Here is a 24,377-nt window from a genome sequence, read left to right as displayed (position 1 = left end):
GCACCCCACTCCCCCAGCAGCTCCCGCTCCCGCTCCTCCCCCAGTCCGGCGCCGCGTCCCGGCACGTGCGCGGCCGCCGCGTCCCGCAGCGTCTCGGCGAGCTCGCGGCGCTCGAAGCCCGCGGCCTCCGCCCGTGCCGTCGAGCGTGCGTTCATGCCGCGCCAGTCCGGGTCCGCGATCCACAGCGGGAGCGAGCCGGCGCCCGCCCACTGGCCGACGCCACGCTCGAGCAGCCACTCCTGCGGCACGGCGACCGGCTCGGCCGACGATCCGCTCCGCGCCGCGGCGAGGTGCTCGCCGAACGGCACGGGGGTCCCGCAGACGTTCATCACGCCCGCCACCCGCGCCTCGGCGGACGCCACCAGCCATGCGGCGAGGTCCCGCACGTCGACCACGGACGTCGGCAGCTCGGGCGCATCCGGCACCAGCACGGGCCCGGACCGCGCGCTGAAGCGCCAGGGCCAGTAGGAGGAGCGGCTCGTCGGGTCGCCGGGGCCGCCGATCAGGCCGGCGCGCGCGATCAGGGACGGCGCGGATCCGGCCAGCACGGCCTGCTCGCAGGCGGCCTTCGCGGCGCCGTACGAGGCGGGATCGTCGGAGGGAGTCAGCAGCTCGGCGTCCTCGTCCGCGCCGACGACCGCGTTCTCGGCGTAGACGCTCGTGGTCGAGACGAGGACGTAGGCGCTGCAGCGCAGGTCGCGGACGGATCGGCGGACGTGCTGCGGGGTCGAGGAGACGTCGATCACCGCGTCCCACGATGCCGCAGCCACGGCGTCGAGGGCGTCCTCGCGGTCGCGGTCGGCCCGGACGAGGGACACCCCCGCGGGCACGGCCGTCCCCCGCGCGAGGCAGGTCACGTCGTGGCCGCGCCGCAGCGCCTCCGCCGCGAGGTGCCCGCCGAGCCAGCCCGTTCCTCCGAGGATCAGCGTTCTCGTCCCCGCATGCTCGCACGGGCCGCCTCGCGCGAAGCCCGCTGAGGTGCCCGAATTGGTCCCGAGAACGTTGAAACAACTGCATTCTCGGGCGACTCGACACGGGCGACTCGACGCAGTGGGCGCCGAGCGAGCGACTCAGCGACAAAGGCCCCCTCCACGAGCCCCCGCACACCCGGCCACCCGAGCCCGCCCGCGTCCTCTGTCCGGAATCACGCGGGCGGCTCGGGCGCCCGAGCGGCTCACACGACGACGAAGGCGTCCAGGATCAGCGAGTTGCCCGTGGAGGCGGCGTTGCGCTTGCTGCCGCGGCGGATGGTGATGGTGTGCTCGCCGGCGCTGAGGGTGCTGCTGGTGAACACGGTGCGGGCCGAGCGGTTCGTGGCGCTGTAGCGGTCGACGGAGGCGACGAGCACGCCGTCGATCAGGACCTCGTTGATGCCGGAGGTCGGGGTGATCCGGCTCACCCAGCTGACCTTCGTGCCCCGGAAGCGGAGGGTCGCCGAGGCCGTGGAGGTGCTGGAGTACGAGATGCTGCCGCCGCTGTCGGCGGTGCTCGAGAGCGTCGCCCAGGTGCCGACCGTCGCGATGACGGCGGCTCCGTTCTGGTACGTCCCCGCCGCCGGCAGCGTCGAGGTCGGGGTGGGCGTGGACGTGGCCGTCGGGGTCTCGGTCGGAGTCGGCGTGTCGGTGGGGGTCGGCGTGTCCGTCGGCGTCGGCGTCGGCGTGCTGGTCGGAGACGCCGTCGCGGTGGGGGTGGGGGTCGACGTGGAGACGGTCCCCGCGGTCACGACGAAGGCGTCGAGGATCAGGGTGGACCCGGTGGACGCCGGGTTGCGCGTCGTCCCGCGGCGGATCGTGACCGTGTGGGTGCCGACGGCGATCGGTCCGCTCGTCCACACCGTCTGACCCGAGCGGGTCGTGGGGCTGTAGCGGTCGACGGTGGCGACGAGGACGCCGTCGAGCAGCACCTCGTTGATGCCGGAGGTCGCCGTCATCCGGCTCACCCAGCTGACGCCCGTGCCCGAGAAGCGGAAGCTCGCGGACGCTCCGGCCGAGCTGGAGTAGCTGATGCTCCCGCCGCTGTCGGCGGAGGAGGAGATCGTGCTCCAGGTGCCCGCCGTCGTGATGAGCGGCGAGTAGTTCTGGTACGTGCCCTCGCCGGGGATCGACGAGGCGGGCTCGTCGGGCAGCGGAACGACCGGCTGCTCCGCGAGCCAGCGGTCGAACGTGTCGAGCATGTCCTTGTTCGTCAGGCTCGGCACGTTGTGGCCGTTCGGAGCGCCGTCGGTCGGCGTGTAGAGGACCACAGCCTCCTTCGCGACGGGCTTCGCGAGCGCGACCCAGGCCCCTCCGTGCACGGCGATCGGGACGAGGACGTCCTCCGTCGAGCCGGTCGTGCGGATCCGCGCCCCCGCCCACGAGGCCTGCGGCAGCAGCGCGGGGTCGGTCGCCGGGATCGTCGAGGGGTCGTTGTCGTAGTCCGGCAGGACGCGCCCCGGATCGCGGCGGGCCATGTCGGCCATGTCGTAGACGCCGGCCGCGTGGTACGCGCCGCGGATCTCGGGGACCAGCTTGTTGCCGTACGCCCAGCAGAGCAGCGCTCCGCCGCCGGAGTTCGAGCGGAGGAAGCTCGCGCCGATCCGCCACGTCTTCTGGAACCAGGCGACCGCGTCCACCTGCATGGCGACGGCCCGCTTGTTCGTGTAGATGCTGCCGCCGTAGTTGGGGCAGATCGAGATGACGCCCTTGTCGACGGCCTGGTCAGCGCTGTACTGGTAGGCGCCGGACAGGGCCGCGTAGGTGCTCCCGTTGGCGTGGTAGTACCAGTAGACGACCCGGCCGATCCGCTGCGAGGGAGCCGCGGTGTGCGGGACGAAGAGCCGCGCGCGGTCGGTGCCGATCATCACGTCGATGATCTGGTACGGCTTCTTCCCCACGCGCGAGATCGCCGTGTCGCTGCGCCCGAGCTCGTTGGGCAGCGGCGGGATCACGCTGTAGTCGGGCGCCGCGGACGCGGTCATCGCGTAGGCGAAGGCGGATCCGACGCCGAGGGCGGCTCCGGTGAGGACGAGACGGCGGCTGTGGCGCGCAGGAGAGGACATGGGATCCCGACGTGGAGAGGGCTGCTCGGTCGGCGGAGCCTGACCGGAAGGTGTGAGGGGGGTGCTGCGGTCCGGATCGGACCACCGTGGAGGGGGCGCGGTGCGGTCCTTCGGGGGACCGTGCGGGCGGGCAGGCGCGAATGCATCCTCCCGCGTCCGCTGCGCGACCGCCAGACCCGCTTCAGGGACACCCGCGGCGGCGCTCCCACCTGGCGTGGAGCGGCGGAGGGATGCGAGAAGGTCCTGGTGAGAGCGCTATCTCGCGCCACTGCTCCGGAGATGCCCGCCACGGGAGCGGAACCGCATCGTGTCGGTGGCGGAACTCCGGGGTCCCGCGGGGCCGGCACGGATCCAGGCCGCCCTGAGCCCGGCGCGAGGGCCGTGCGCACGTCAACACTCTCGCGGGGGAGCCCCGGATAGGTCGCGTTTTCTGGACACCACCTGAGCGCTGGTTCAGCGCTTGCTCTCCCCCTTCTGCGTGCCCACCGGATCGGGGGCCCGTCGTCCGCCGCCCACGTCCCGTCTCAGGGGGACAGGGCGCCTCCGAGCTGCGACCTATCGTGATCCCGCTCCATCCGGAAGGCCCGGCGAGGCGCCCCGGGGGGAGGTCGATCCGTGTCGAACGCGCATGCCCGGCCGAGCCACGACCGCTCGATCGCCCTCGGCCTCGTGCTGCTCCTGCTCGCCGCCGTCCTCGTGGTCCTGCCCGCGTCGAGGGCCGCCGCGGCCACGGTCCTGCTCCAGGAGGGGTTCGGCGGCATCAGCGTCGCGGACTCGGCGTGGCAGGCGCTCGACGGCGCCTGCATCACGGCGGCGACCACTGCTCCGCCGACCGGCTCCTCGAATCTCGGCGTCTGCGCCAACCGGACTCAGGCCCCCGCCGCCGCGACGAGTCCGGGCTTCCTGCAGCTCACCGACGCCCGGAACAACGCCAAGGGCGGCGCGGTCTTCAACCGGCCGATCCCCGCGATGGGCGGCATCGACGTCCAGTTCGACCAGTACCAGTACAGCTCCGCCCTCGGCCTCCTCGGAGCAGACGGCATCGGCTTCTTCCTCACGGACGGCTCGAAGTCACTGACGGCGGCCGGAGCCCCTGGCGGCTCGCTCGGCTACGGTCAGTCCGCGACCGTCGAGGGTGTGAACGGCGGCTATCTCGGCATCGGCATCGACGCCTACGGGAACTTCTCGGCCAGACCTCCCACGCAGAGCACGACACCCAACGCCCCGCCCACCTACGGACTCGGATTCGGGTGCCCCTCCGGCTCAGGCCAGGGCCAGGTCGCGAATCAGATCGTCGCCCGCGGTGCAGGCCAGGGCCAGACCGGCTACTGCTTCCTGCAGGCCGCGCCGCCGCCGACGCTCACCTCCGTCCGCACCCCGATCACCGTCTCGTCGGGCAATCCGCCCGCGAGCTACGGCAGGACCGTGCGGATCACCGTGTCCGCCACGGCCTCCCCCGTCGTCACGGTCTACTGGGGCACCTCGGCGGGAATGGCCGCCTCCGCGCTGACGCAGCTGATGCAGTTCACGATGCCGACCGCAGCGCCCTCGACCTACAAGCTCGGCTTCACGGCGTCCACCGGTGGATCGAACGACACCCACCTCGTCCGCAACGTCTCCGTCTCGTCCATCAACACTCTCGACGACATCACTCTGGTCAAGCAGATCGACCGCACCACCACGCAGCCCGTCGCCTACGCCGAGGGATCCGTCATCCCTTACCAGTTCGTCGTCACGAACGGGTCCATCCGGGGCACGCTCACCGGCATCGTCGTCACGGACCCGAAGGCCGCGAGCATCTCCTGTCCGACGACGACCCTGCTCCCGCTCGCCTCCACCATCTGCACGGGATCCCATACGGTCACGGCCGCCGAAGCGGTGGCCGGCTCGTTCGTCAACACGGCGACCGCTGCAGCGACGAAGACGGAGACGATCTCGAACGTCGTGACGACGACCCCCGTCACGAGCAGGACCGCCACCGCCACCGCCCCCATCGCCACCCCGGCTCCCGCTCTGACCCTCACCAAGACCGCCCTGCTCACCGACACGAACGGCAACGCCCAGGCCGACCCGGGCGAGCAGATCCGCTACTCGTTCCTCGCCCTCAACTCCGGCAACGTCACGCTGCAGACGGTCGCCGTCGCCGACCCGAAGGTCACCGGCATCACGCCCGCCTCGACTCAGCTCGCACCCGGAGCGAGCGCGACCTTCACCTCGGCGCCGTACACGGTGCTGCAGACCGACATCGACAAGGGCACGGCCGTCACCAACACCGCCACGGTCAGCGGGCGCACGCTGGCAGCCTCGCCCGTGACGGTCACCGCGACCTCCACGGCCACCACGCCGATCCGCTACGCGCCCTCGATCTCGCTGACGAAGAACGGCACGATCCCGACCGGGGCCGCCGTGGGCTCGACCGTCTCCTACAGCTTCTCCGCCACCAACACCGGCAACACCGGGCTGAGCGCCGTCGCGGTCACCGACCCCAAGAGCGGGCTCTCCGCGCTCGCCTACTCCTGGCCGGGGACCGCCGGGCGCCTCGAGATCGGCCAGTCGGTCACGGCGACCGCCTCGTACACGCTCATGCAGGCCGACGTCGACGCGGGCCAGGTCCTCAACACCGCCACCGCGACCGGCACCCCTCCGACGGGCGCCGCCGTCACGGCCACCGCCTCGCGAACGGTGACGATCACCCGCACGAACGACCTCGCGCTCACCAAGACCGCGAACCCCGCCTTCATCAGCGCCGCCGGCACCGTGGTGACCTACACCTTCCGCGCGACCAACACCGGCACCACCACCCTCACCGCGGTCGCGATCAGCGACCCCAAGAGCGGGCTCTCCGCTCTCACCTACTCCTGGCCGGGCACTTCCGGACGACTGCTGCCCGGCCAGGTCGTCACCGCGACCGCCGCCTACACGACCACCGCCGCCGACGTCACCGCCGGCACGATCGCCAACACCGCCACGGCGACGGCGACCGGCCCGACCGGCGGGGCGTTCACCCGCACCGCCTCGGTGAGCATCTCGGTGATCCCCGATCCGGCGGCCGACGCCGCGACGGTCGTGCAGGGCGGATCGGTCGTGATCGACGTGCTCGCGAACGACGGGCCCGCCGCGACCGGCGCGACCTTCTCGCGCGCTCAGCTCTCGGCGACCCCGAGGGCGATCGGAGGGGCGGCGACCCCCGCCCCCGCCACTCCCGTGCAGGGTTCCGTCTCCTGCGTCGCGAGCGGAGCGACCCGCGGCCAGTGCACCTACCGCCCGATCGCCGCCTTCGTCGGCACCGACGTCTTCGACTACTCGCTCTCGGGCCAGTACGGCACCTGGAACGTGCGGGTCACGGTCACCGTCACCGCGCTGAACCGCGCGCCGGTCGCCCGACCCGACCGCGTGGTCGCGACCACCGGCGGCCCCGCCGTCACCGTCGCTCCGCTCGCGAACGACACCGACGAGGACCCGGGCACGACCCTCGCCCTGGCCGGCACGAGCGTCTCGGCCGGGCTGCGCGGCACCTTCTCCTGCTCCGGATCCACGTGCACCTACACGCCCGCGACCGACGGCTGGACCGGGAGCGCGACGATCGCGTACACGGTCACGGACGGCGCGCTCACGGCGGGCGGCACGATCACGGTGTGGGTCGATCCCGCCCCCCTCGTCCGGCGCGGCTTCTCCGGCACCGGCACGACGAGCGGAGCGGTCGGGCCCGGCGCCTGGACCAGCTCCTCCGTGGTCGCCACGCCCGTCGCGAGCTGCACGGCCGGTCGGCCGAGCACCCTCGTGAGCTGGTCGGCCGCCGCTGGAGCGACCGGCTGGACCCTCGAGCGCCGCCTCGCGGGGACGACGCCCGGCCCCTGGACCGTGATCGCGGCACCCGCCGCCTCCGCGACGAGCTTCACCGACGACCGGGTCGGTGAGGGCCGCAGCTACCAGTGGCGGGTCCGCCCGGACCTGCAGCGCTGGCTCGGAGTCGCGTCCGCCGCCTCGATCGCCGTCGCCCAGCCGGCCGTCACCACCGCCGGAGGCTGCTGATGCCTCCCCGCCGACACCCCTCTCGTCCTGCACATGTCCTCGTGAGGGAGACCACGCCCGCACCGGGCACCACCCACCAGAAAGGAACGGTCGCCATGACCACCACAGCACCCACCCGTCGCAGCCCCTGGAAGAAGATCGCCCTCACCGGCGGCGTCCTCCTCGCCGCCGGAGCCCTCGCCGGCGCCGGCGCCTTCGCCGTGTTCACCGACTCCGGGACCGCCAGCGTCACCGCGGACGCCGGACAGCTCGACATCAACCTCGACGGCACCTTCATCGTGACGGACATCGCGCCCGGAGACACCATCCAGCGCCCGGTGACGATCGTCCTGCCGAACGCCACCAACGACGGCGACCTCGTCTCGTCGGTGCGCTTCTCGCAGGCCGTCACCAACGACGTCGTGGGATCCGACACCACCGACCAGAACCGTGTCGGCCAGTCTCTCGTCTCCGGCCCGAACGGCCTCGACTACCGCCTGCTGACCTGCTCCACCGCCTGGACGACCGCCCCCACCACGACTCCGGCGGGCCCGTACTCCTGCAGCGGGACCACCACGGTCACCGGATCCGGCAAGCTGTCGTCCATCGGCGGCCAGGCCGGCGCGGTCGACTTCACCCCGGCGAACTTCGGCATCACCCCCACCACGACCGGGACCTTCCCCTCGGACGCCGGTGATGTGACGCTGAACACGCTGATCGAGCTCGTCCTGCCGACCGCGGCCGACAACGCGTACGAGAACGCCTCCGCCACGGTCACCTTCACGGCCGCCGCGATCCAGCGCGCCGGCATCCAGAAGTAGACCGTCCCCCACCGCCTCCGTCCTGCCCGGCCGCCACCGGCGCGGGGCGGAGGCATCCCCCTCCCGGAGTCGTCCCCATGCCCCACGCCCGTGCGCTCGTCGCCGTCCTCGCGGCGGTGCTCCTCGCGCCCGCGGCGAGCGCCGAGCCCGTCGGCGTGCTCGACGTGCGCGAGCTCTCGGCACCCGGATCCCTCACCGACCTCGCTCCGGGCGACCGCGCCGAGTGGGCGGTCGAGGTGACCAGCACCGGCCTGTCGCCGCAGGGGGTCTCCGTGGCCTTCGCGGTCGACGGAGGGACGCTGGCGCAGGACCCGCGCGACGGCCTCCAGCTGTCCGTCGAGCTCTGCGGCTCGGCGTTCACCGTCGCCGAGGTCGTCGACGGGGGGCGCACGGTCGAGCGCTACCTCTGCCCCGACGACGCTGTGCCGCTCGGATCCGGGCCCGCGGCGACGCTCGGCCGGCTCGACGGTGTCCGTCCGCTCGAGCGCGGGGCCACCGTGGGCGTGCGCGTCCGCGTCCTGTTCCCGGAGTCGGCCGGCAACGGGACCGAGCTCGCGGCGGCGTCGCTGCGGGTGCTCGTGGGCACGACGGAGGAGGATCCCTCCGCGACGCCCGGCCCCGGCTCCTTCCCCGGAGCGGCGGGCGGCGGGCTGGCCGTCACCGGCCGCGACCTGGGCGCTGCGCTCCTGGGCGGGATGCTCGCCCTCGGCTCGGGCGCCCTGCTCGCCGCGGCGGCGCGCCGTCGTCACCGGAGGGAGCAGGCGTGAAGGCCCTCCGCGCTCTCCTCGGCGGCCTGGTCACGATCGTGGCCGTCGCCGGCATCGCCGTCTTCGTCCTCTCCGCGCTCGGTCTCGTGCGGCTCGTGCCGGTGCTGTCGAACTCGATGGCGCCCGGGATGCCCGTCGGCTCCCTCGCCGTCACCCTGCCCGTCGACCAGGCCGCGATCCGCGCCGGTGACGTGATCGTCTTCACCGACCCGGACGATCCGGGCCGCCGCGTCATCCACCGCGTCACCCTCGTCTACTCCGAGGAGGAGGCGGCGGCACTCCGCGGCCGCGAGCCCGGCCAGTTGGCGCTCACCACCAAGGGCGACAACAACGAGTCGGCCGACCCGTGGATCGTGACGATCGCGGACGAGCGGATCTGGCGCGAGAGCTCGGTGGTGCCGCTGCTGGGCTGGCCGAGCATCGGCCTCGCCCACCCGGAGGCGCGGTTCGCGCTCTTCGCCGCGGGCGGCGCGGTCATCGTGGGCGCGCTCCTGATCGCCATCTGGCGCCACCCCGCGGAGGTCGCCCCGTGAGCGGCGCGCACCGCTCGTCGGACGGCACGCCGCCCCCGGAGCCCCTGCGTCCGCCCGCTGAGCACGGACGGCACAGCGCCCGGCCGTCCTCCCGCGACCGCGGAGCCCCGCGCCACTCCCCCGAGGTCCGCCGCCGCGTGGTCTCCCGCGCCGGCCTGGCGGGACTCGTCGCCGGCGCGCTCGTCCTCGGCGCCGCCGCCACCGCCACCGCCGTGCTCCTGGACCGGGGCTCCGTGAGCGCGCGGGTCGCCTCCGGCACCGTCATCGCGACGTTCACCGGCACCGGAGCGACGACCGTGCCGGTCCCCGTCGCGGGCCTCGTCCCCGGCGGCACGGCCCGGCGCCTCCTCGACCTGACGAACGCCGGGACCCTGCCGATGTCGGCCCTCCAGCTGCAGACGGCCACGGGCACCGACCTCTCGGACGGCCTGCAGCTCGCGATCGAGCGCTGCTCGCTGTCCTGGTCGGCCGATGCCGCGACCTGCCCCGGCACCGTCACCACCGTGTCGGCCGACCGCCCCGCCGCCTCCCGCCTCGACCTGCCCGGCTCCCCCGCCCTCTCCGTCGGAGCGACCGACCACCTCCGCTTGACCGTGCGCCTCTCGGAGTCCGCGCCGTCCGCCGCGCAGAGCACTTCCGCGTCGCTGACCGTCACCGTCGTCGGTGTGCAGCGTCCGGGCCGCCAGCTGTAGGCGCGGCGGGCCCACGCCTCGGCGGCACCACCGCCGCGCCGCCCCCTTCCGCGCTGAGGTGCCCGGGACGGCCGTCGACACGCCGGAGAGGGCGACCGTCTCGGGCGACTCAGCGGGGCCGCGGGTACCTCGGTGATGCCTCGCTACTCGCGCAGGGCCGCCACGGCGTCGTGGAAGCTCGGCACGTCGGAGAGCACGCCCTCGGGGCCCAGCACCGTCCAGGTCGTGCCCGTGCGGATCAGGACGCCCAGCTCCTCGGCGGGCCGGCGGCGGGTGCGGCGCAGCTCGAGCACGAAGACTCCGGGACGCGCCTCTCTGATCTCGGGCGTGCGCCGGTCGGGCAGCATCACGAGTCCTCCCCGAGGGTCAGCGGTAGACGCTCCACTCCTTCTTCACGATCCGGCGCTCCTCGCCGTCGACCGCGACGATCCACTCGCCGTCCTTCTTGGCCACGACCCGCCCGCGCAGGTACTGCGGCTCCCAGCCGTCGGCCTTGTTGACCCACTTCACGAACCGCGCGAACTGCCCCGGTGCCACGTCGTCTCTGGACATCTCTCGACTCCCCTTCGCCGTCACCGGCACGTCCATCGACCTCCGTCAGGAGTTCACCTCGCCCAGCGCGAGGAGGACCTCTCCTGTGAGGTCTCGAAGCCGGTTCACCGACGGTAGAACGCGCTGCCAGAAGTGGACGAGGCCGTTGACTGATCGACGATCGTCTGGCAGTGGGGTCAGGATGCGGCAGCGGAATCAGGAGTCGAACAGCACGTGCGGCCGTCCGGCGTCGACGATCACGCGGGCGCGCACCCCGTAGACGTCCGCGATCAGCGCCGGAGTGAGCACCTCCTCCGGGGTGCCGCCCGCGACCACGCGCCCCTCGCGCAGCACCAGCAGCGCGTCGCAGAACAGGGCCGCGAGGTTGAGGTCGTGCAGCGCGACGACCGTGGTCACCGGCAGCGCCCGCACCAGGGCCAGCAGCTCCAGCTGATGGCGGATGTCGAGGTGGTTGGTCGGCTCGTCCAGCAGCAGCTCGCGCGGCTCCTGCGCGAGCGCCCGGGCGATGTGCGCGCGCTGCCGCTCGCCGCCCGAGAGGGTGTGCCAGAGGTGGTCGGCCTTCGCCTCGAGGCCCACCTGCTCGAGGGCGCGATCGATCGCGCGCAGGTCCTCGGCCGTGTCCCCGCCCAGGAGGGAGCGGTGCGGGGTGCGCCCCAGCCGGACGACGTCGCGGACGGGGAGGTCCGCCTCCGTCTCGGCCTGCTGCGTCACCGTGGCCACGGCCCGGGCGACCTCGCGGCGGCGGAGCGAGCGGAGCGGCGCGCCGTCGAGGGTGACGACGCCGGCGTCCGGAGCCGCGGTGCCCTGCAGCAGCCGCAGCAGCGACGACTTGCCCGAGCCGTTGGGCCCGAGCAGTCCGACGGTCGAGCCGGGAGCGGGGCGGAGCGAGACCCCGTCGACCACCAGGCGGCCGCCCCTGCGCCACGAGACCCGGTCGGCCTCGAGCGTCACGAGCGGCCCCTCCGCCGCAGGAGCAGCAGCATGAACACCGGCACGCCGACGAGTGCCGTGCCGACCCCCACCGGCAGCGGAGTCGGCGCGAACGCCACCCGCGACCCGGCGTCGACCCACACCAGGAAGACCGCGCCGAGCAGGATCGTCGCCGGGATCACCCTTGAGTGCCGCTGCCCGAACACGAGTCGCGCGGCGTGCGGCAGCACCAGCCCCACGAAGCCGATCGCGCCGGCGATGCTCACCAGGGTCGCCGTCAGCAGGGCCGTCACCACCAGCAGGAGGAGGCGGGTGCGGCCCACGTGCACGCCGAGCGACGCGGCCACGTCCTCCCCGAAGGCGAACGCGTCGAGCGTGCGCGCCGCGGCGAGGCAGACCACGCAGCCGAGCAGCACGACTCCTCCGCTCAGCGCCACGTCGTCCCAGCGCATGCCCTCGAGGGAGCCGAGCAGCCAGAACATCACGCCGCGCGTCTCGTCCGAGTCGGCGAGAGCGAACACGATCAGCGAGGTCAGCGCCGAGAACAGCTGGGTGCTCGCCACCCCCGCCAGGATCACGCCCGAGGTGCCGCCCGCCGAGAACCGCGTGAGCAGCAGCACGAAGCCGAAGGCGACCAGCGCGCCGACGAAGGCGCCTCCGGAGAGCCCGACCACTCCTCCGCCGACCCCGAGCACGCCGACGAGCACCGCGCCCGTGGACGCTCCGGAGGAGACGCCCAGCACGAACGGGTCGGCGAGCGGATTGCGCAGCAGCGACTGCAGGATCACTCCGCACACGCCGAGCCCCGCCCCGCAGGCCGCGGCCACGAGTGCGCGCGGGAGGCGCTCCTGCCAGACGATCGCGTCCTCGGCCGCACGCACCGGGACGGAGGCGAGCCCGAGGTGGTTGAGGAGGATGTCGCGGACGTTCACGAGCGAGACGTCGGCCGGGCCGAGCGTCACCGCGACGCCGACCGAGAGCGCCAGCGCTAGCAGCCCGCCGACGACCAGCGCGGCGGCGGCCAGACCCCGCGGCACCCGGCGGACGAGGACCGTGCTCGTGCCCGTGTGCGTGCTCAGAGCGAGGCCCCGTTCTCGTCCCACCAGGCGCGGATCTTCTCGAGCCCGTCGACGAAGCGGATCGACGGGTTCATCTCGGCGCCGTGGAGCGCGATGAAGCGGCCGTCCTGCACCGCGGGCAGGCTGCTGGTCAGCGGGTCGGAGCGGAGGAACGCGGTCTTGTCGTCGAGGCGGTCGCCGGGGAAGCGGTCGCGCTGCAGGTCGCCGAGGACCAGGACGTCCGGGTCGGCCGCGACGACGCTCTCCCAGCCCACGGCGGGCCAGTCCTCCGTGCGGTCGGCGAAGACGTTGGTCATGCCGGTCGTGGTGCCGAGCATCGAGGCGAAGTTGTAGCCGCCGGCCATGTAGGGCGTCTTGGTGTCGGCGAACCAGAAGGCGACGCTCCGGCCGCCGAGGTCGACCCCCTCGGTGGCGGCGGCGGCGCGCTCCTGCAGCTGCGCGACCAGGGCGTCGCCGCGCTGCTGCACGTCGAAGACCTCGGCCAGCTCGTGGATCTCCTGGTAGAGGACGTCGACGGTCAGCGGGACGGTGCGCGTGCCGCTCCCGCCGTTGACGCTCGCTCCGTTGTCGCAGTCGGAGCGGGCGAGGTAGGAGCCGATCCCCGTCTCGGCGAGGCGGTCGCGCGAGGCGACGCCCTCGGGCGCGTAGTGCCGGCCGAAGGAGGCGGTGACGAAGTCCGGGTCGGCACCGAGCAGCACCTCGTAGGTGGGCGCGTTGTCGGCCAGGCGCGGCACGCTCTCGTTCGCGGAGGCGAGGGTCTCGAGCACGGGGTCGGTCCAGGAGGCCGTGCCGACCATCCGGTCCTCGAGGCCGAGGGACAGCAGGATCTCGGTCGAGTTCTGGTCGAGGGAGACGACCCGCTGCGGAGGGGCGGTGACGGTGGTCGCGGTGCCGCAGTTGTCCAGCATGAGCGGGTACGAAGTCGTGCCCTCCCCCGCGGCGGCCGTGCTCTCGGGCTCGATCTGCTCGGAGGCGCCGCAGCCGGTGAGGGCGAGCAGGGTCAGGGCGGCGAGGGCGAGGGCGGCGGGGCGCCGTCGGTGCGTGGACATGGATCTCCCGTGGTTCGTGGGCGTCGGTCGTCGGCCCGGTGCGCGGGCCTTGTTCGTGGGCGCGGTTCGCCGGCAGGGCTCGTCGGCCCGGTCCGTCGGCGGGCGGCACCCGCGTCTCGGCGCGGAGCCCGGGTAAGCATAGCCTTACCTCACCTAAGCCCGTCCATCCGCGCCAGTCGATCCGCGCCACCCGCCTTCGATCCACCCTCGGTCCCGCCCACCGGCGACTCCGCAGAAGTCGCCGTGGTCGCGCGCGAGAACGGCGACCTCCGAGTTCTCGATGCACTCAGAAGGCCCGGAACAGCCGAGTAAGCGGACACCTGTCGCGCACCTCGCCTCCGCAGCCCCCAACCAGGTGGACAGCACCCCGGACACGGTTCCCCTGAGGGCGGGAGAGCGCGATCCTGAACACCGACGATCGACGGCTCCCGCCCCACCGCCCGCCGACCGTCACGGAAGGAACCCGTTGCCCCGCCACTCCGCCCGCACCGCCGCCTCCGGCCGGTCCGCGCTGGTGCGCAAGGCCGACGCGTCCGGCTACCGGCCCGAGATCGAGGGACTGCGCGCCGTCGCGTCCCTCCTGGTCGCGACGTTCCACATCTGGCTGGGCCGCGTCTCCGGAGGCGTCGACGTCTTCTTCGTGATCGCCGGGTTCCTCACCACCCTGACCCTCCTCGGCCAGATCCGCCGGTTCGGGCGCGTGCGTCCGATCGCCTTCCTCCGGAGGCTCGCCTCGCGGCTCTTCCCGGCGGCCGCGGTGGTGCTGGTCGTCGTCGCGGCGCTCGCTCCACTCCTCCTGCGCCCCTCGCAGCTGCTGCAGACCTTCACCGAGGTGCTCGCCTCGACCTTCTACGTCGAGAACGTCGCGCTCGCGCGGGCCGGAGTGGACTACCTCGCGCAGGACGACTTCCACTCGCCGGTGCAGAACTTCTGGGCGATGTCGGTGCAGGGGCAGTTCTACCTGGTCTGGCTCGCCCTGGTGCTCGTCGCGACCCTCGCCGCCGTGCTGCTGCGACGACGCGCGCAGCTGCCGCGGTTCCTGCTGGCGCTCGTCGCGGCGCTCACCGTCCTCTCGTTCGCGTTCTCCGTCGTGCTGGTCGGGATCGACCAGCCGACCGCGTACTACAGCACCCTCGCCCGCTCATGGGAGTTCGGGCTCGGCTCGCTCGCGGCCCTCGTGCTCCCGGGACTGGCGATCCCGGCGGCCCTGCGGACGGTCGCCGGGTGGCTGGGGCTGATCGGAGTCGTCTCCTGCGGATTCGTGCTCCAGGTCTCGAGCGCGTTCCCCGGCACCGCCGCGCTCTGGCCGACCCTCTCGGCGGTGCTCGTGCTCGTCGCCGGGACCGGCCCCGCCCCGGAGCGCGGAGTCGGCCGACTGCTGGCCCTGCGCCCGCTCGTGTGGCTCGGCGGCCTGAGCTACGGGATCTACCTCTGGCACTGGCCGCTCCTGGTCTTCTGGCGCGAGAGCACCGGCGAGGACCCGACCGCTCCGGCGGGCCTGGGCGTCATCGCCGCCGCGATCCTCCTGGCCGCCGCCTCGAAGCGCTTCCTCGAGGACCCCCTCCACCGCCGCGCCCCCGCCGAGCGCCCGCACCGCCTCCGCGCGCTCGCCCCGGCGGCCCTGCTGGCCGTCGCCGCCCTGGTCGGAGCGACGGGCCTCACCGGAACGAACGCCGCGATCGCCGCCGACCTCACCCGCGCGCACGCCCTCCCCGTCTCGACCGAGGGCTGCGTCGGAGCCGCGGCGCTCGCGAACGCCTGCCCCGACTCCTGGACCACGAGCCTGCCCGCCGTCGACGCCTCGGAGGACGGCTCCGCGCTGAACACCGACGAGTGCAGCACGGGCAACTCCGGCACCGCGCTCAAGGAGTGCCGCTTCGGCGATCCCGCCGGCCTCCGTGTGCTGCTCATCGGCAACTCGCATGCGGCGTCCTTCTTCCCGGCGCTGCGCGGCGTCGCGGAGGAGCGCGGCTGGGACCTGCACACCTACTACAAGACGGGCTGCGTCTTCTCGACCGCGGAGCGGCGCGACGACTCCGCCTCCTCCCGCCGCTCCTGCGACGTCTGGAACAGGAAGCTGCAGGAGGAGCTCGCCGGCCAGGAGCCGTATGCGCTCGTCGTCACCGCCTACTCCGCGAAGAAGTCCGTGTTCGTCGACGCGTCCGGCACCCCCGACGAGCAGGCCGGCATCGACGGGTTCCACGAGTCGTGGGCGCCGCTGATCGCCCGCGGATCCACGGTGGTCGCGATCCGCGACAATCCGGTGCTGCCCTCGCTCTCCCTGCTGGCCTGCGCCGAGGAGCCGGGCTCCGCGGCCGACTGCAGCGTGCCGCTCGACGAGGCCTTCGCCGACCGCGAGCTGATGGCCGCCGCCGCCGAGGGCTGGCCGGGCGCCGCCGCCGTCGACCTCACCCGCTGGTTCTGCGACGACCGCGGCTGCCCCCTCGTGATCGGCGGAGTGAAGGTGTACCGCGACCTCGGGCACCTCACCGAGTCGTACGCCCGGACCCTGGCGCCCTACCTCGGCGAGGCGCTGGACCCGCTGGTCGGCTGAGGACGCTCGCGCTCGGCTCCAAACGCATGCAAGACTGTTTATACGAACAGGGATCGGAGGAGCCGATGGGCCACTCTCACGGCGTTCCGGCCGGCTCCGCCGCCGCGCGGCACCGGCGTCCGCTCGTGGCCGCCTTCGTCCTGACCGCGGCGTTCATGGTCGTCGAGTTCGCGGTCGGAGTCGCGACGGGCTCGCTCGCGCTGCTCTCGGACGCCGCGCACATGGGCACCGATGTGCTGGCGCTCGGGATGTCGATCGCCGCGATCTCGCTCGCCGCCCGCCCCGCTGCGAAGGGCCGCACCTACGGCTCCTACCGCCTCGAAGTGCTGGCCGCCCTCGCCAACGGACTGCTCCTGTTCGCGGTCGCCGCGTTCGTGATCGTCGAGGCCGTCCGCCGCTTCGCCGAGCCGCCCGCGGTGCCCGGCGGCCCCCTCCTGATCACCGCCGTCGTGGGCCTGGCGGTCAACCTCGTGAGCCTGCGCCTGCTGTCGGCCGGGGCGAAGGAGAGCATCACCCTCCGCGGAGCCTCCCTCGAGGTGCTCGGCGACGCACTCGGCTCGATCGGCGTGATCGTCGCGGCGATCGTGCTGCTCACCACCGGCTGGGCGTGGGCGGATCCGATCGTCGGCGTGCTGATCGGGCTGCTGATCCTTCCCCGCACCTGGTCGCTGACGCGGCAGGCGCTGGGGATCCTCATGGAGTCGGCGCCCGCGCACGTCGACCTCGCAGCGCTCGAGCGCGACGTCTGCGCCGTCCCCGGCGTGCTCGCGCTGCACGACCTGCACGTGTGGACGATCACCTCGGGCATGGAGAGCGCCACCGGCCACGTGGTCGTCGCCCCCGACGCCGACTACCGCACCGCGCTCTCGCGGGTGCTCGCCGTCCTCCGCGAGCGCCACGGCATCGACCACGCGACCATCCAGTGCGAGCCCGAGGCCTTCCCGGAGACGACGCACCGCGTCTGAGCGCGGGGGTGTCGCGGCGCGCGGCCGCACGCCTCCGCATGCCCACGACACTCCAGGAGTCGTCGCACTCGGCGTCGACTGCGACGACTCCCGGCTTCTCGACGCTGCGGGCCTCGCCCACCCCTGAGCACCTTCCGATTGTTGACGTGAACATGTACAGTCGGCCGTCAGGGCGCGTTCATGTGAACATGCCCGCATTTCGATGGCGAAAGAGAGACCGCATCAATGTCGATGTCCTTCAGAAGGGTCGCCGCGCTCGCCACGAGCGCCGCCCTGGCCACAGGAGCACTGCTGGCGATCCCCGCCGCAGCGGCCCCCGCTCAGGCCGCGGACGCGTTCCGCATCACGCCGAACCCCGCCGCCGCCGGTGAGGCGTTCGAGGGCTGGGGCACCAGCCTCGTCTGGTTCGCGAACGCGACCGGCGGCTATCCCGAGGCCCTCCGCGAGGACCTCTACCAGAAGGTCTTCGGCGACAGCGGCCTCGACCTCAACATCGCCCGCTACAACATCGGCGGCGGCAACGCCTCCGATGTGAAGGACTACCTCCGGCCGGGCGGCGCCGTCGAGGGCTGGTGGAAGCCGAACCCGGCCGGCGACGCGTCGACCTACGGCGGCACCTCCACGAAGCTCGCCGACCGCGACGCGCTCCTGGCCAAGTGGAACGCGGACGACCCCGCCTCCTACGACTGGACCGCCGACGAGACGCAGCGCTGGTGGGTCGAGAGGCTCGCCGAGGAGAAGCAGATCTCGCACTGGGAGGCGTTCTCCAACTCCGCCCCGTACTTCATGACCGAGAGCGGCTACGTCTCGGGCGGCTTCGACGCGAACAGCGAGCAGCTGAAGCCCGCCGCCGAGGAGCAGTTCGCGAAGTACCTCGTGAAGGTCACCGAGCACATGGAGGACGAGTACGGCATCGAGTTCGACACGCTCGACCCCTTCAACGAGCCGAACACGAACTACTGGGGCACGCAGCTCTCCAACGGCGTCCCGACCGGCGGACGCCAGGAGGGAATGCACGTCGGACCGACGCGCCAAGCGGGTCTGATCCCCGACGTCGCCGCCGTGCTGGACGCCTCGACCACCGACGCCGGCATCGCCGCGATGGACGAGACCAACCCCGACATCTTCGCGACGAACTGGGCCGCCTACTCCGCCGCGATCCGCGCCGAGGTCGACCGGATGAACGTCCACACCTACGGCACCTCGGGCCGCCTCAAGGTCCGCGACCTCGCGAAGCAGGCCGACACCGACCTGTGGATGAGCGAGATCGAGGGCAACTGGGTCACCGGCTTCGACCCCACCAACATGGAGAACGGCCTCGGCATCGCCGGCCGCATCAACGACGACCTGCGCGAGCTCGAGCCCAAGGCGTGGGTGCTCTGGCAGCCCGTCGAGGACTACTACAACATGCAGCAGCCCAAGCCCAAGGGCGAGAACCTCAACTGGGGCTCCGTCTACATCGACCTGGACTGCAAGCCGTACCAGGAGAACGGAACCGAGGTCTGGAAGTCGGTCCGCCGCGTCGCCGACGCCGGTGGCGACTCCACCAAGGCCCCGGTCTGCGGCGTCGAGACGAACTCGAAGTTCAACACCATCCGGAACTTCACCAAGTTCATCCACGAGGGCGACCACCTGATGCCCTCCAACGACAGCTCCTCCACTGCCGCCGTCCGCGGCGACGGCTCGGGCGCGACCGTCGTGCACACCAACAGCACCGCGACCGAGAAGACCGTCGTGCTCGACCTCTCCCGCTTCGGCACCATCGCCGACACCGCGACGGTCACCCCGTACGTCACCACGAAGGCCTCCTCGGCCGCCGCTCCCACGAGCAACGCCCTGGTCGCCAAGACGCCGGTGAGCGTCGACCGCATCTCGCGCACCGCCACGATCACCGTGCCCGCCAAGTCGGTCACGAGCTTCTCGATCGACGGAGTCTCGGGAGTCGCCGACTCCGCCCCCGCCCTGCGCGACGGCCACCGCTACCAGCTGGTCGGCACCCAGAGCGGCAAGGCCCTGACCGGCAACCCCTCGGGCGCCGCGACCACGATCACCGGCCTCGCCACCGATTCCGCCACGGCCGCCAAGCAGACCTGGACGGTCCGCGAGGTCGCCGCCGGCGAGCGCGAGGCCACCCGCCGCGTCGTCCTCGTCAACGGCGACGGACGCGTGCTCGGAGCCACGACCGCCGGCACCGACCTGCGCTCGCTGTCCGTCGACGCGGCGAAGACGACCGCCGCGACCCGCTGGATCGTCAACACCACCGACGGCGTGAACTTCTCGCTCGTCAACGAGTCGATCGCCCAGTCGCTCGACGTGAACGGCGGCTCCAGTGCCGACAACGCGTCGGTCGGCGTCTACACCTCCAACGGCGGAGCGAACCAGTCGTGGTCCCTCCGCGACCTCGCGCCGACCGCCGGCCAGACGATCGCCGTCCGCACCACCGCGGGCGTCGCTCCGACCCTGCCCGCGAGCATCACCCCGCAGTACTCCTGGGGAGCCGGCGCACCGCTCGCCGTCACCTGGCAGCGCCCCGCCGACTCGGCGTACGGCGCGACCGGCCGCGTCGAGGTGCCCGGCACCGCGACCGACCTCTACGGCCAGACGATCACGGTCACCGCGCTCGTCGACGTCGGCGGACTGACCGCGACCGACCCCGTGTCGGTCACGGCCGCCGCGGGCGCCTCGGTCGCCGGAGTGAAGGCCTCGGCCCCGACGACGGTCCCCGCCCGCGTGGGCGCCTCGGCCAGCACCTTCCCGGTGCCGGTCGTCTGGGACTGGACGCCGCTCACCACCGCCTCCCTCGCCCGGGCCGGGCAGGTGACGGTCTCGGGAACGGCGACCGCCGACGGCGCGACGCTCCCCGCCACGCTCACGGTGCTCGTCACCACGGGCACGCTCCGCAACTTCAACCCGGACGCCGGCATCGTCGCGACCGCGTCGTCGTCGGAGTCGGGCTACGGACCGGAGCGCACCCGCAACGGCGTCGACGGCGACAAGGGCTGGTCGAACTGGACCAACGGCACCAAGGCCGCGCAGAGCTCGCTGACCTACACCTTCCCCTCGACCCACCAGGTCGAGAAGGTGTCGGTGCAGTTCCTCGCCGACGGCGGCACCAGCTGGGCGCAGACCTACCAGCTGCAGTACCAGGCCGCCGACAGCACGACCTGGACCGCGGTCCCCGGCTACGAGTCGGCCGTGGCCCTCGCGTCGCCGGCCGGCGGAACGGCTCCGACCCTGGTCGCGTCGTTCGCGCCCGTCACGGCCAAGGCCTTCCGCGTCGTGATGAACGCCTACGACAACACGCACCTGATCGTGGCCGAGACCAAGCTCTACGAGTCGGTCGCCTCGCCCGCCGCGGTCGCCACCCTGGGCGCCCTGCGCGTCGGAGGAGCCGGCATCGCCGGGTTCGACCCGGCCCGCACCTCCTACGCGGTCACCGTCGAGGGCACGGCGATGCCGGTGATCGGAGCAGTGGCGACCGACTCGGCGGCCACCGTGCGGATCACCCAGCCGACGACGGCGAACGGCGGAGTCGCGACCATCGCGGTCCGCGCGGCCGACGGCTCCGTCACCTCGACCACGACGGTGACGGTGACCCTGAAGGCGCCCGCCGCCCTCGCGGTCGCGGTCACGGCGACCACCCGCTGCATCGCCGGCAAGGTGACGCTCACCGTCGCGGCGAAGAACGAGTCCGGCGTGCCGGTCTCGATGACCATCGCGACGCCCTCCGGGTCGAAGCAGGTCACCGGAGTCGCGCCCGGCGCGAGCGGCAGCGCCGCGTTCACCACGCGCGCGGCCTCGGTGCCGGCCGGCCAGGCCACCGTCACCGCGACGGGCACGGTCGACGGCAAGCAGGTCACCTCGGTGGCGACGGGAGCGTACGCGGCCCGCAGCTGCTGACGCCCCCTTTGACACGGACCGCCTCCGCCCCTCCGGGGACGGGGGCGGTCCGTCGTTCATCGGGAGCGGCGCTGCGGGGGCGGCACGTCGCGGGATCCCGATGCGCCCGCGGCGCGGGCTACTCGATCAGCATGGATCCGTGCCGGTCGGGCGGCCGCACACCTCCGCGCCGGTGGAGCGACCGCGCACCCCCATGCCGGTCGACCAGCCGCGGCACGCGGAGTATCGAGACCCCGCTCAGTGCCCCGCGGCCGTCTCGTCGCGGGAGCGCAGGCGCGAGACGCCCATCACGACGGCCGCGATGACCAGACCCAGCACGAGGCCGAAGATCATCGAGACGAAGGTGTCGGCCAGCCACACGACGACCGGGCCCGCGCCCTCGACCGCGTGGGTGACGACGTGCACGAGGTCGTACGGACCGTGCCACACCGTCTCGGCGAGGTTCGCGACGACGAGGTGCCCGCCGACCCAGAGCATGGCGAGCGTCCCGATGATGCTGATCGCGCGGAACACGACCGGCATCGACGCGACGATCCTCGCCCCGGTGCGCCGCACGCCGCGGGCCGCGTTCTTCATCAGGCGCAGGCCCACGTCGTCGATCTTCACGAGCAGCGCGACGGCGCCGTAGACGAGCACGGTCATCCCGAGCCCGACGACCAGGAGCGCGCCGAGCGTGGGCCAGATCCCGAAGTCGGGGTCGAGGCCGTCGAGCGCGATCAGCATGATCTCGGTGCTCAGGATGAGGTCGGTGCGGATGGCGCCGAAGACGAGCTTCTTCTCGTCGCGCGCCTCCGTCTCGTGACCGCCGTGCGAGACGCCGAACCACTCGAGCACCTTCTCCGCCCCCTCGAAGCAGAGGAACGCGCCGCCGAGGATGAGCAGGTACGGCAGCACCTGCGGCGCGAACGCCGAGAGCAGCAGCGCCAGCGGGATGATGATGACGAACTTGTTGAACAGGCTCCCCAGCGCGATCCGCCCGACCACCGGGAGCTCCCGCGCGGGCGTGAGCCCCTGCACGTACTGCGGGGTGACGGCCGCGTCGTCGATCACGACGCCCGCCGTCTTGGCGCTCGCCTTCAGGGCGGCGGTGAGGATGTCATCGACAACCGCGAGCAGGCCGACCGACATGTGCGTCTCCTTGGAGGTCCGGGGTGAGAGGGCTCACAGTATCGCGAGCGCCGCGGTCGAGCGGGCACGGGGAGGGGCGTGGGTGCGGCAGAGGGGGTCCGGTGCAGGGGATCTCGATACGCCGGCGGGGCCGGCTCCTCGATCAGCGTGAAGGGCGGGCGGGCTCCGCGGGCCGGCTCCGCGGAAGCGTCAGGCGGCGGGGGCCGGGCCGGTGCTCTCGCGGACGATGAGGCGGGTCGGCACGAGCGAGACGCCGGTGCGCTCGCCCGACTCGAGCTCGCGCAGGAGGATGTCGACCGAGCGGCGGCCCGTGTCCCCGAAGAACTGGCGCACCGTCGTCAGCGGCGGCCAGAAGCTCGCCGACTCCTGCATGTCGTCGAAGCCCGCGACGCTCACCTCGCCGGGCACGGCGCGTCCGGCCTCGTGCAGGGCGCGCAGCACGCCGAGCGCCATCTGGTCGTTGGCGGCGAAGATCGCGGTGACCTCCGGATCGGCGGCGAGCTGCTTGCCGAGGCGGTAGCCGGAGTCGGTGGACCAGTCGCCGACCAGCACCTCCGGCACCGGGGCGCCGCGCTCGATCAGGGTCGACTCCCACGCCTCGTGGCGGCGCTCGGCGGAGTAGGAGCGGTCGGGGCCGGCGATGTGGTGCACGGTGCGGTGTCCGAGTCCGAGCAGGTGCTCGACGGCCTGGCGGGCGCCCGACATCTGGTCGGTGTCGACCACCGGGTACTTCTCGCCGCCGGCGGAGTCGACGACCACCACGGGCAGGTCCGGCGGGAGGACGATGTCGGCCTCGTCGAGCAGGTGCGCCTCGACGATGATGATGACGCCGTCGACCGCCTCCTCGCTCAGCCGGTGGAACGCGACCGACACCTCGCCCTGGGTGGGGTGGGAGACGGGGATGAGGGTGATCGAGTAGCCCGCGTCGGCGGCCGCGATCGCGATGGCGTCGAGGGTGCGCATGTTGCCGAACGAGGACAGCGTGAACATGATCACGCCGATGCTGTGGAAGCGGCCCGTCCGCAGGGCCCGCGCCGCGCTGTTGGGCCGGTAGCCGAGGGCCCGCATCGCCTCGAGGACCCGCTCGCGCGTCTCGCCGTCGACGTTCTGCTTGCCGTTCGACACCCGCGAGACCGTCTGGCCCGAGACGTTCGCGCGCCGGGCCACGTCGGCCATCGAGACGCCGCGTCGCGGCCGGGTGGACGGGGACGGGCGGTCGGTCTCGAGTGACATGGGCTTCCCTTTATAGCGCGCCGCCCGTCAGCCGTGGTGCATCGTGCGCCGAACCGTGACGCAGGAACAGTCGCGGGTGGCGACGTGGACATGCTACGGTGACGCTCTGCCATGTTGACGTGAACATGGCGGGCCCGCACTACTCCCCGAACGGAATCCCATGACGACGACGTCTCCCCCCGTCCCGCTGAGCGAGGTCGCCCCTCCGGCGTCCCCCCTCGCGGCCCCGAAGTCGCGGGCGAAGAGCGAGTGGAAGGGCCTGGCGTTCGTCGCCCCCTTCCTCGTCGTCTTCCTCCTGGTCTTCATCGCCCCGGTCGTCTACTCGATCTACCTCAGCCTCTTCCGCGAGCAGCTGGTGGGCGGCAACTCCTTCGTCGGCTTCGCGAACTACGCCGCGATCTTCACCGACCCGAACTTCTGGGAGGGCTTCGGCCGCGTCCTGCTGTTCCTCGTCGTGCAGGTCCCCGTGATGCTCGTGCTGGCCCTCGTCGCGGCCCTCGCGATCGACAGCGGGCGCCTCCACGGCACCGGCTTCTTCCGCATCGTTGTCTTCCTCCCCTACGCCGTCCCCGCGGTCGTCGCAGTGCTGATGTGGGGCTTCATCTACGGCGACAACTTCGGCCTGGCCGCGAACGTCAACGACCTGCTCGGCTCCGACGTCGTCCAGCCCTTCTCGCGCGACTGGATCCTCGCCTCGATCGGCAACATCGTCACGTGGGAGTTCGTGGGCTACAACATGCTCATCTTCTACTCCGCGCTGAAGACGATCCCCGGCGAGCTCTACGAGGCGGCCGAGATCGACGGCGCCGGCCCGATGCGCGTCATCCGCTCGATCAAGCTTCCCGCCCTGCGCGGCGCGATCGTCATCGCCACGATCTTCTCGATCATCGGCAGCTTCCAGCTGTTCAACGAGCCGAACATCCTCCGGACGCTGGCGCCGAACATCATCACCACCTACTTCACCCCGAACATGTACGCCTACAACCTGTCCTTCGCCGGTCAGCAGTACAACGCGTCGGCCACGGTCGCCATCGTCATGGGCGTGATCACCGCGGTGATCGCCTACGTCGTGCAGCTCCGCGGCGCGCGGAAGGAGAACTGATGGCCCTCGCGACCGCTCCCCGGA

18 protein-coding genes are annotated in these 24,377 nt (G+C 72.8%); 9 read left to right on the top strand and 9 right to left on the bottom strand.

The genetic code is table 11. The features are described from left to right. Both C5C69_RS13375 and C5C69_RS13370 read right to left on the bottom strand, forming a co-directional pair. The coding region (locus C5C69_RS13375; protein WP_258067532.1) for an oxidoreductase at nucleotides 1-875 on the bottom strand (875 nt) is incomplete at its 3' end. Nucleotides 876-1,174: 299 nt separating this feature from the next. Then, nucleotides 1,175-3,037, bottom strand: coding sequence for a hypothetical protein (locus C5C69_RS13370; RefSeq protein ID WP_104258095.1), 1,863 nt, complete (start codon nucleotides 3,035-3,037; stop codon nucleotides 1,175-1,177). Nucleotides 3,038-3,652: 615 nt separating this feature from the next. Here C5C69_RS13370 and C5C69_RS13365 point away from each other — a divergent pair. The 5 genes from C5C69_RS13365 to C5C69_RS13345 all read left to right on the top strand — a co-directional run bounded on the left by C5C69_RS13365 (nucleotide 3,653) and on the right by C5C69_RS13345 (nucleotide 9,861). After that, a complete protein-coding gene (locus C5C69_RS13365) occupies nucleotides 3,653-7,069 on the top strand; it encodes an Ig-like domain-containing protein (protein WP_104258094.1) in 3,417 nt (1,138 codons plus the stop codon). A gap of 95 nt (nucleotides 7,070-7,164) precedes the next feature. Continuing rightward, nucleotides 7,165-7,869 carry a TasA family protein gene (locus C5C69_RS13360; protein WP_104226366.1) on the top strand — a complete coding sequence of 235 codons (705 nt, stop codon included), beginning with the start codon at nucleotides 7,165-7,167 and terminating at the stop codon, nucleotides 7,867-7,869. A gap of 77 nt (nucleotides 7,870-7,946) precedes the next feature. Next, the gene (locus C5C69_RS13355) at nucleotides 7,947-8,636 is read left to right on the top strand and encodes a hypothetical protein (protein ID WP_104234081.1); all 690 of its coding nucleotides are present in this window, start codon (nucleotides 7,947-7,949) and stop codon (nucleotides 8,634-8,636) included. Further along, nucleotides 8,633-9,169 (top strand): signal peptidase I, encoded by a 537-nt coding sequence (locus C5C69_RS13350; protein WP_104234082.1) that lies wholly within the window; start codon nucleotides 8,633-8,635, stop codon nucleotides 9,167-9,169. Before C5C69_RS13355 ends, C5C69_RS13350 begins: the two co-directional genes overlap by 4 nt. Then, a complete protein-coding gene (locus C5C69_RS13345) occupies nucleotides 9,166-9,861 on the top strand; it encodes a peptidase (protein WP_104258093.1) in 696 nt (231 codons plus the stop codon). The genes C5C69_RS13350 and C5C69_RS13345 overlap by 4 nt, the downstream gene beginning before the upstream one ends. 143 nt (nucleotides 9,862-10,004) lie before the next feature. On the opposite strand, the gene C5C69_RS13340 is transcribed toward C5C69_RS13345, so the two are convergent. The 5 genes from C5C69_RS13340 to C5C69_RS13320 form a co-directional block, all read right to left on the bottom strand. Then, complete coding sequence (locus tag C5C69_RS13340; protein WP_104234084.1) at nucleotides 10,005-10,208, bottom strand: hypothetical protein; 204 nt, start codon at nucleotides 10,206-10,208, stop codon at nucleotides 10,005-10,007. Between the two features lie 19 nt (nucleotides 10,209-10,227). Beyond that, complete coding sequence (locus C5C69_RS13335; RefSeq protein WP_104258092.1) at nucleotides 10,228-10,413, bottom strand: hypothetical protein; 186 nt, start codon at nucleotides 10,411-10,413, stop codon at nucleotides 10,228-10,230. Between the two features lie 195 nt (nucleotides 10,414-10,608). Beyond that, nucleotides 10,609-11,364 carry an ABC transporter ATP-binding protein gene (locus C5C69_RS13330; protein WP_104258091.1) on the bottom strand — a complete coding sequence of 252 codons (756 nt, stop codon included), beginning with the start codon at nucleotides 11,362-11,364 and terminating at the stop codon, nucleotides 10,609-10,611. Continuing rightward, nucleotides 11,361-12,446 (bottom strand): iron ABC transporter permease, encoded by a 1,086-nt coding sequence (locus tag C5C69_RS13325; RefSeq protein ID WP_104258090.1) that lies wholly within the window; start codon nucleotides 12,444-12,446, stop codon nucleotides 11,361-11,363. Before C5C69_RS13325 ends, C5C69_RS13330 begins: the two co-directional genes overlap by 4 nt. Then, nucleotides 12,419-13,471: an ABC transporter substrate-binding protein gene (locus tag C5C69_RS13320; RefSeq protein WP_104258089.1), complete on the bottom strand. Its 1,053-nt coding sequence runs from the start codon at nucleotides 13,469-13,471 to the stop codon at nucleotides 12,419-12,421. Before C5C69_RS13320 ends, C5C69_RS13325 begins: the two co-directional genes overlap by 28 nt. Nucleotides 13,472-13,937: 466 nt before the next feature. Between C5C69_RS13320 and C5C69_RS13315 the strand changes: the two genes are divergently transcribed. The 3 genes from C5C69_RS13315 (at nucleotide 13,938) to C5C69_RS13305 (ending at nucleotide 20,890) form a co-directional block, all read left to right on the top strand. Then, the gene (locus tag C5C69_RS13315; RefSeq protein ID WP_181127064.1) at nucleotides 13,938-16,025 is read left to right on the top strand and encodes an acyltransferase family protein; all 2,088 of its coding nucleotides are present in this window, start codon (nucleotides 13,938-13,940) and stop codon (nucleotides 16,023-16,025) included. Between the two features lie 65 nt (nucleotides 16,026-16,090). Continuing rightward, complete coding sequence (locus tag C5C69_RS13310) at nucleotides 16,091-16,990, top strand: cation diffusion facilitator family transporter (RefSeq protein WP_104226358.1); 900 nt, start codon at nucleotides 16,091-16,093, stop codon at nucleotides 16,988-16,990. Between the two features lie 231 nt (nucleotides 16,991-17,221). Then, complete coding sequence (locus C5C69_RS13305) at nucleotides 17,222-20,890, top strand: glycoside hydrolase (RefSeq protein WP_181067849.1); 3,669 nt, start codon at nucleotides 17,222-17,224, stop codon at nucleotides 20,888-20,890. Nucleotides 20,891-21,127: 237 nt separating this feature from the next. Here C5C69_RS13305 and C5C69_RS13300 read toward each other — a convergent pair whose 3' ends face one another. After that, a complete protein-coding gene (locus tag C5C69_RS13300; RefSeq protein ID WP_104226356.1) occupies nucleotides 21,128-22,018 on the bottom strand; it encodes a DUF808 domain-containing protein in 891 nt (296 codons plus the stop codon). 189 nt (nucleotides 22,019-22,207) lie between these two features. Continuing rightward, nucleotides 22,208-23,251 (bottom strand): LacI family DNA-binding transcriptional regulator, encoded by a 1,044-nt coding sequence (locus C5C69_RS13295; protein WP_146080948.1) that lies wholly within the window; start codon nucleotides 23,249-23,251, stop codon nucleotides 22,208-22,210. Between the two features lie 160 nt (nucleotides 23,252-23,411). Here C5C69_RS13295 and C5C69_RS13290 point away from each other — a divergent pair, with 160 nt between their 5' ends. Beyond that, nucleotides 23,412-24,353, top strand: a complete 942-nt coding sequence (locus C5C69_RS13290; protein WP_104223405.1) for a carbohydrate ABC transporter permease — start codon at nucleotides 23,412-23,414, stop codon at nucleotides 24,351-24,353. Nucleotides 24,354-24,377 lie beyond the last annotated feature (24 nt).

Origin of the sequence: Rathayibacter sp. AY1C7 (assembly GCF_002931865.1) — a bacterium.
GTDB lineage: Bacteria > Actinomycetota > Actinomycetes > Actinomycetales > Microbacteriaceae > Rathayibacter.
This window is presented reverse-complemented; position numbering and strand designations above follow the sequence as displayed.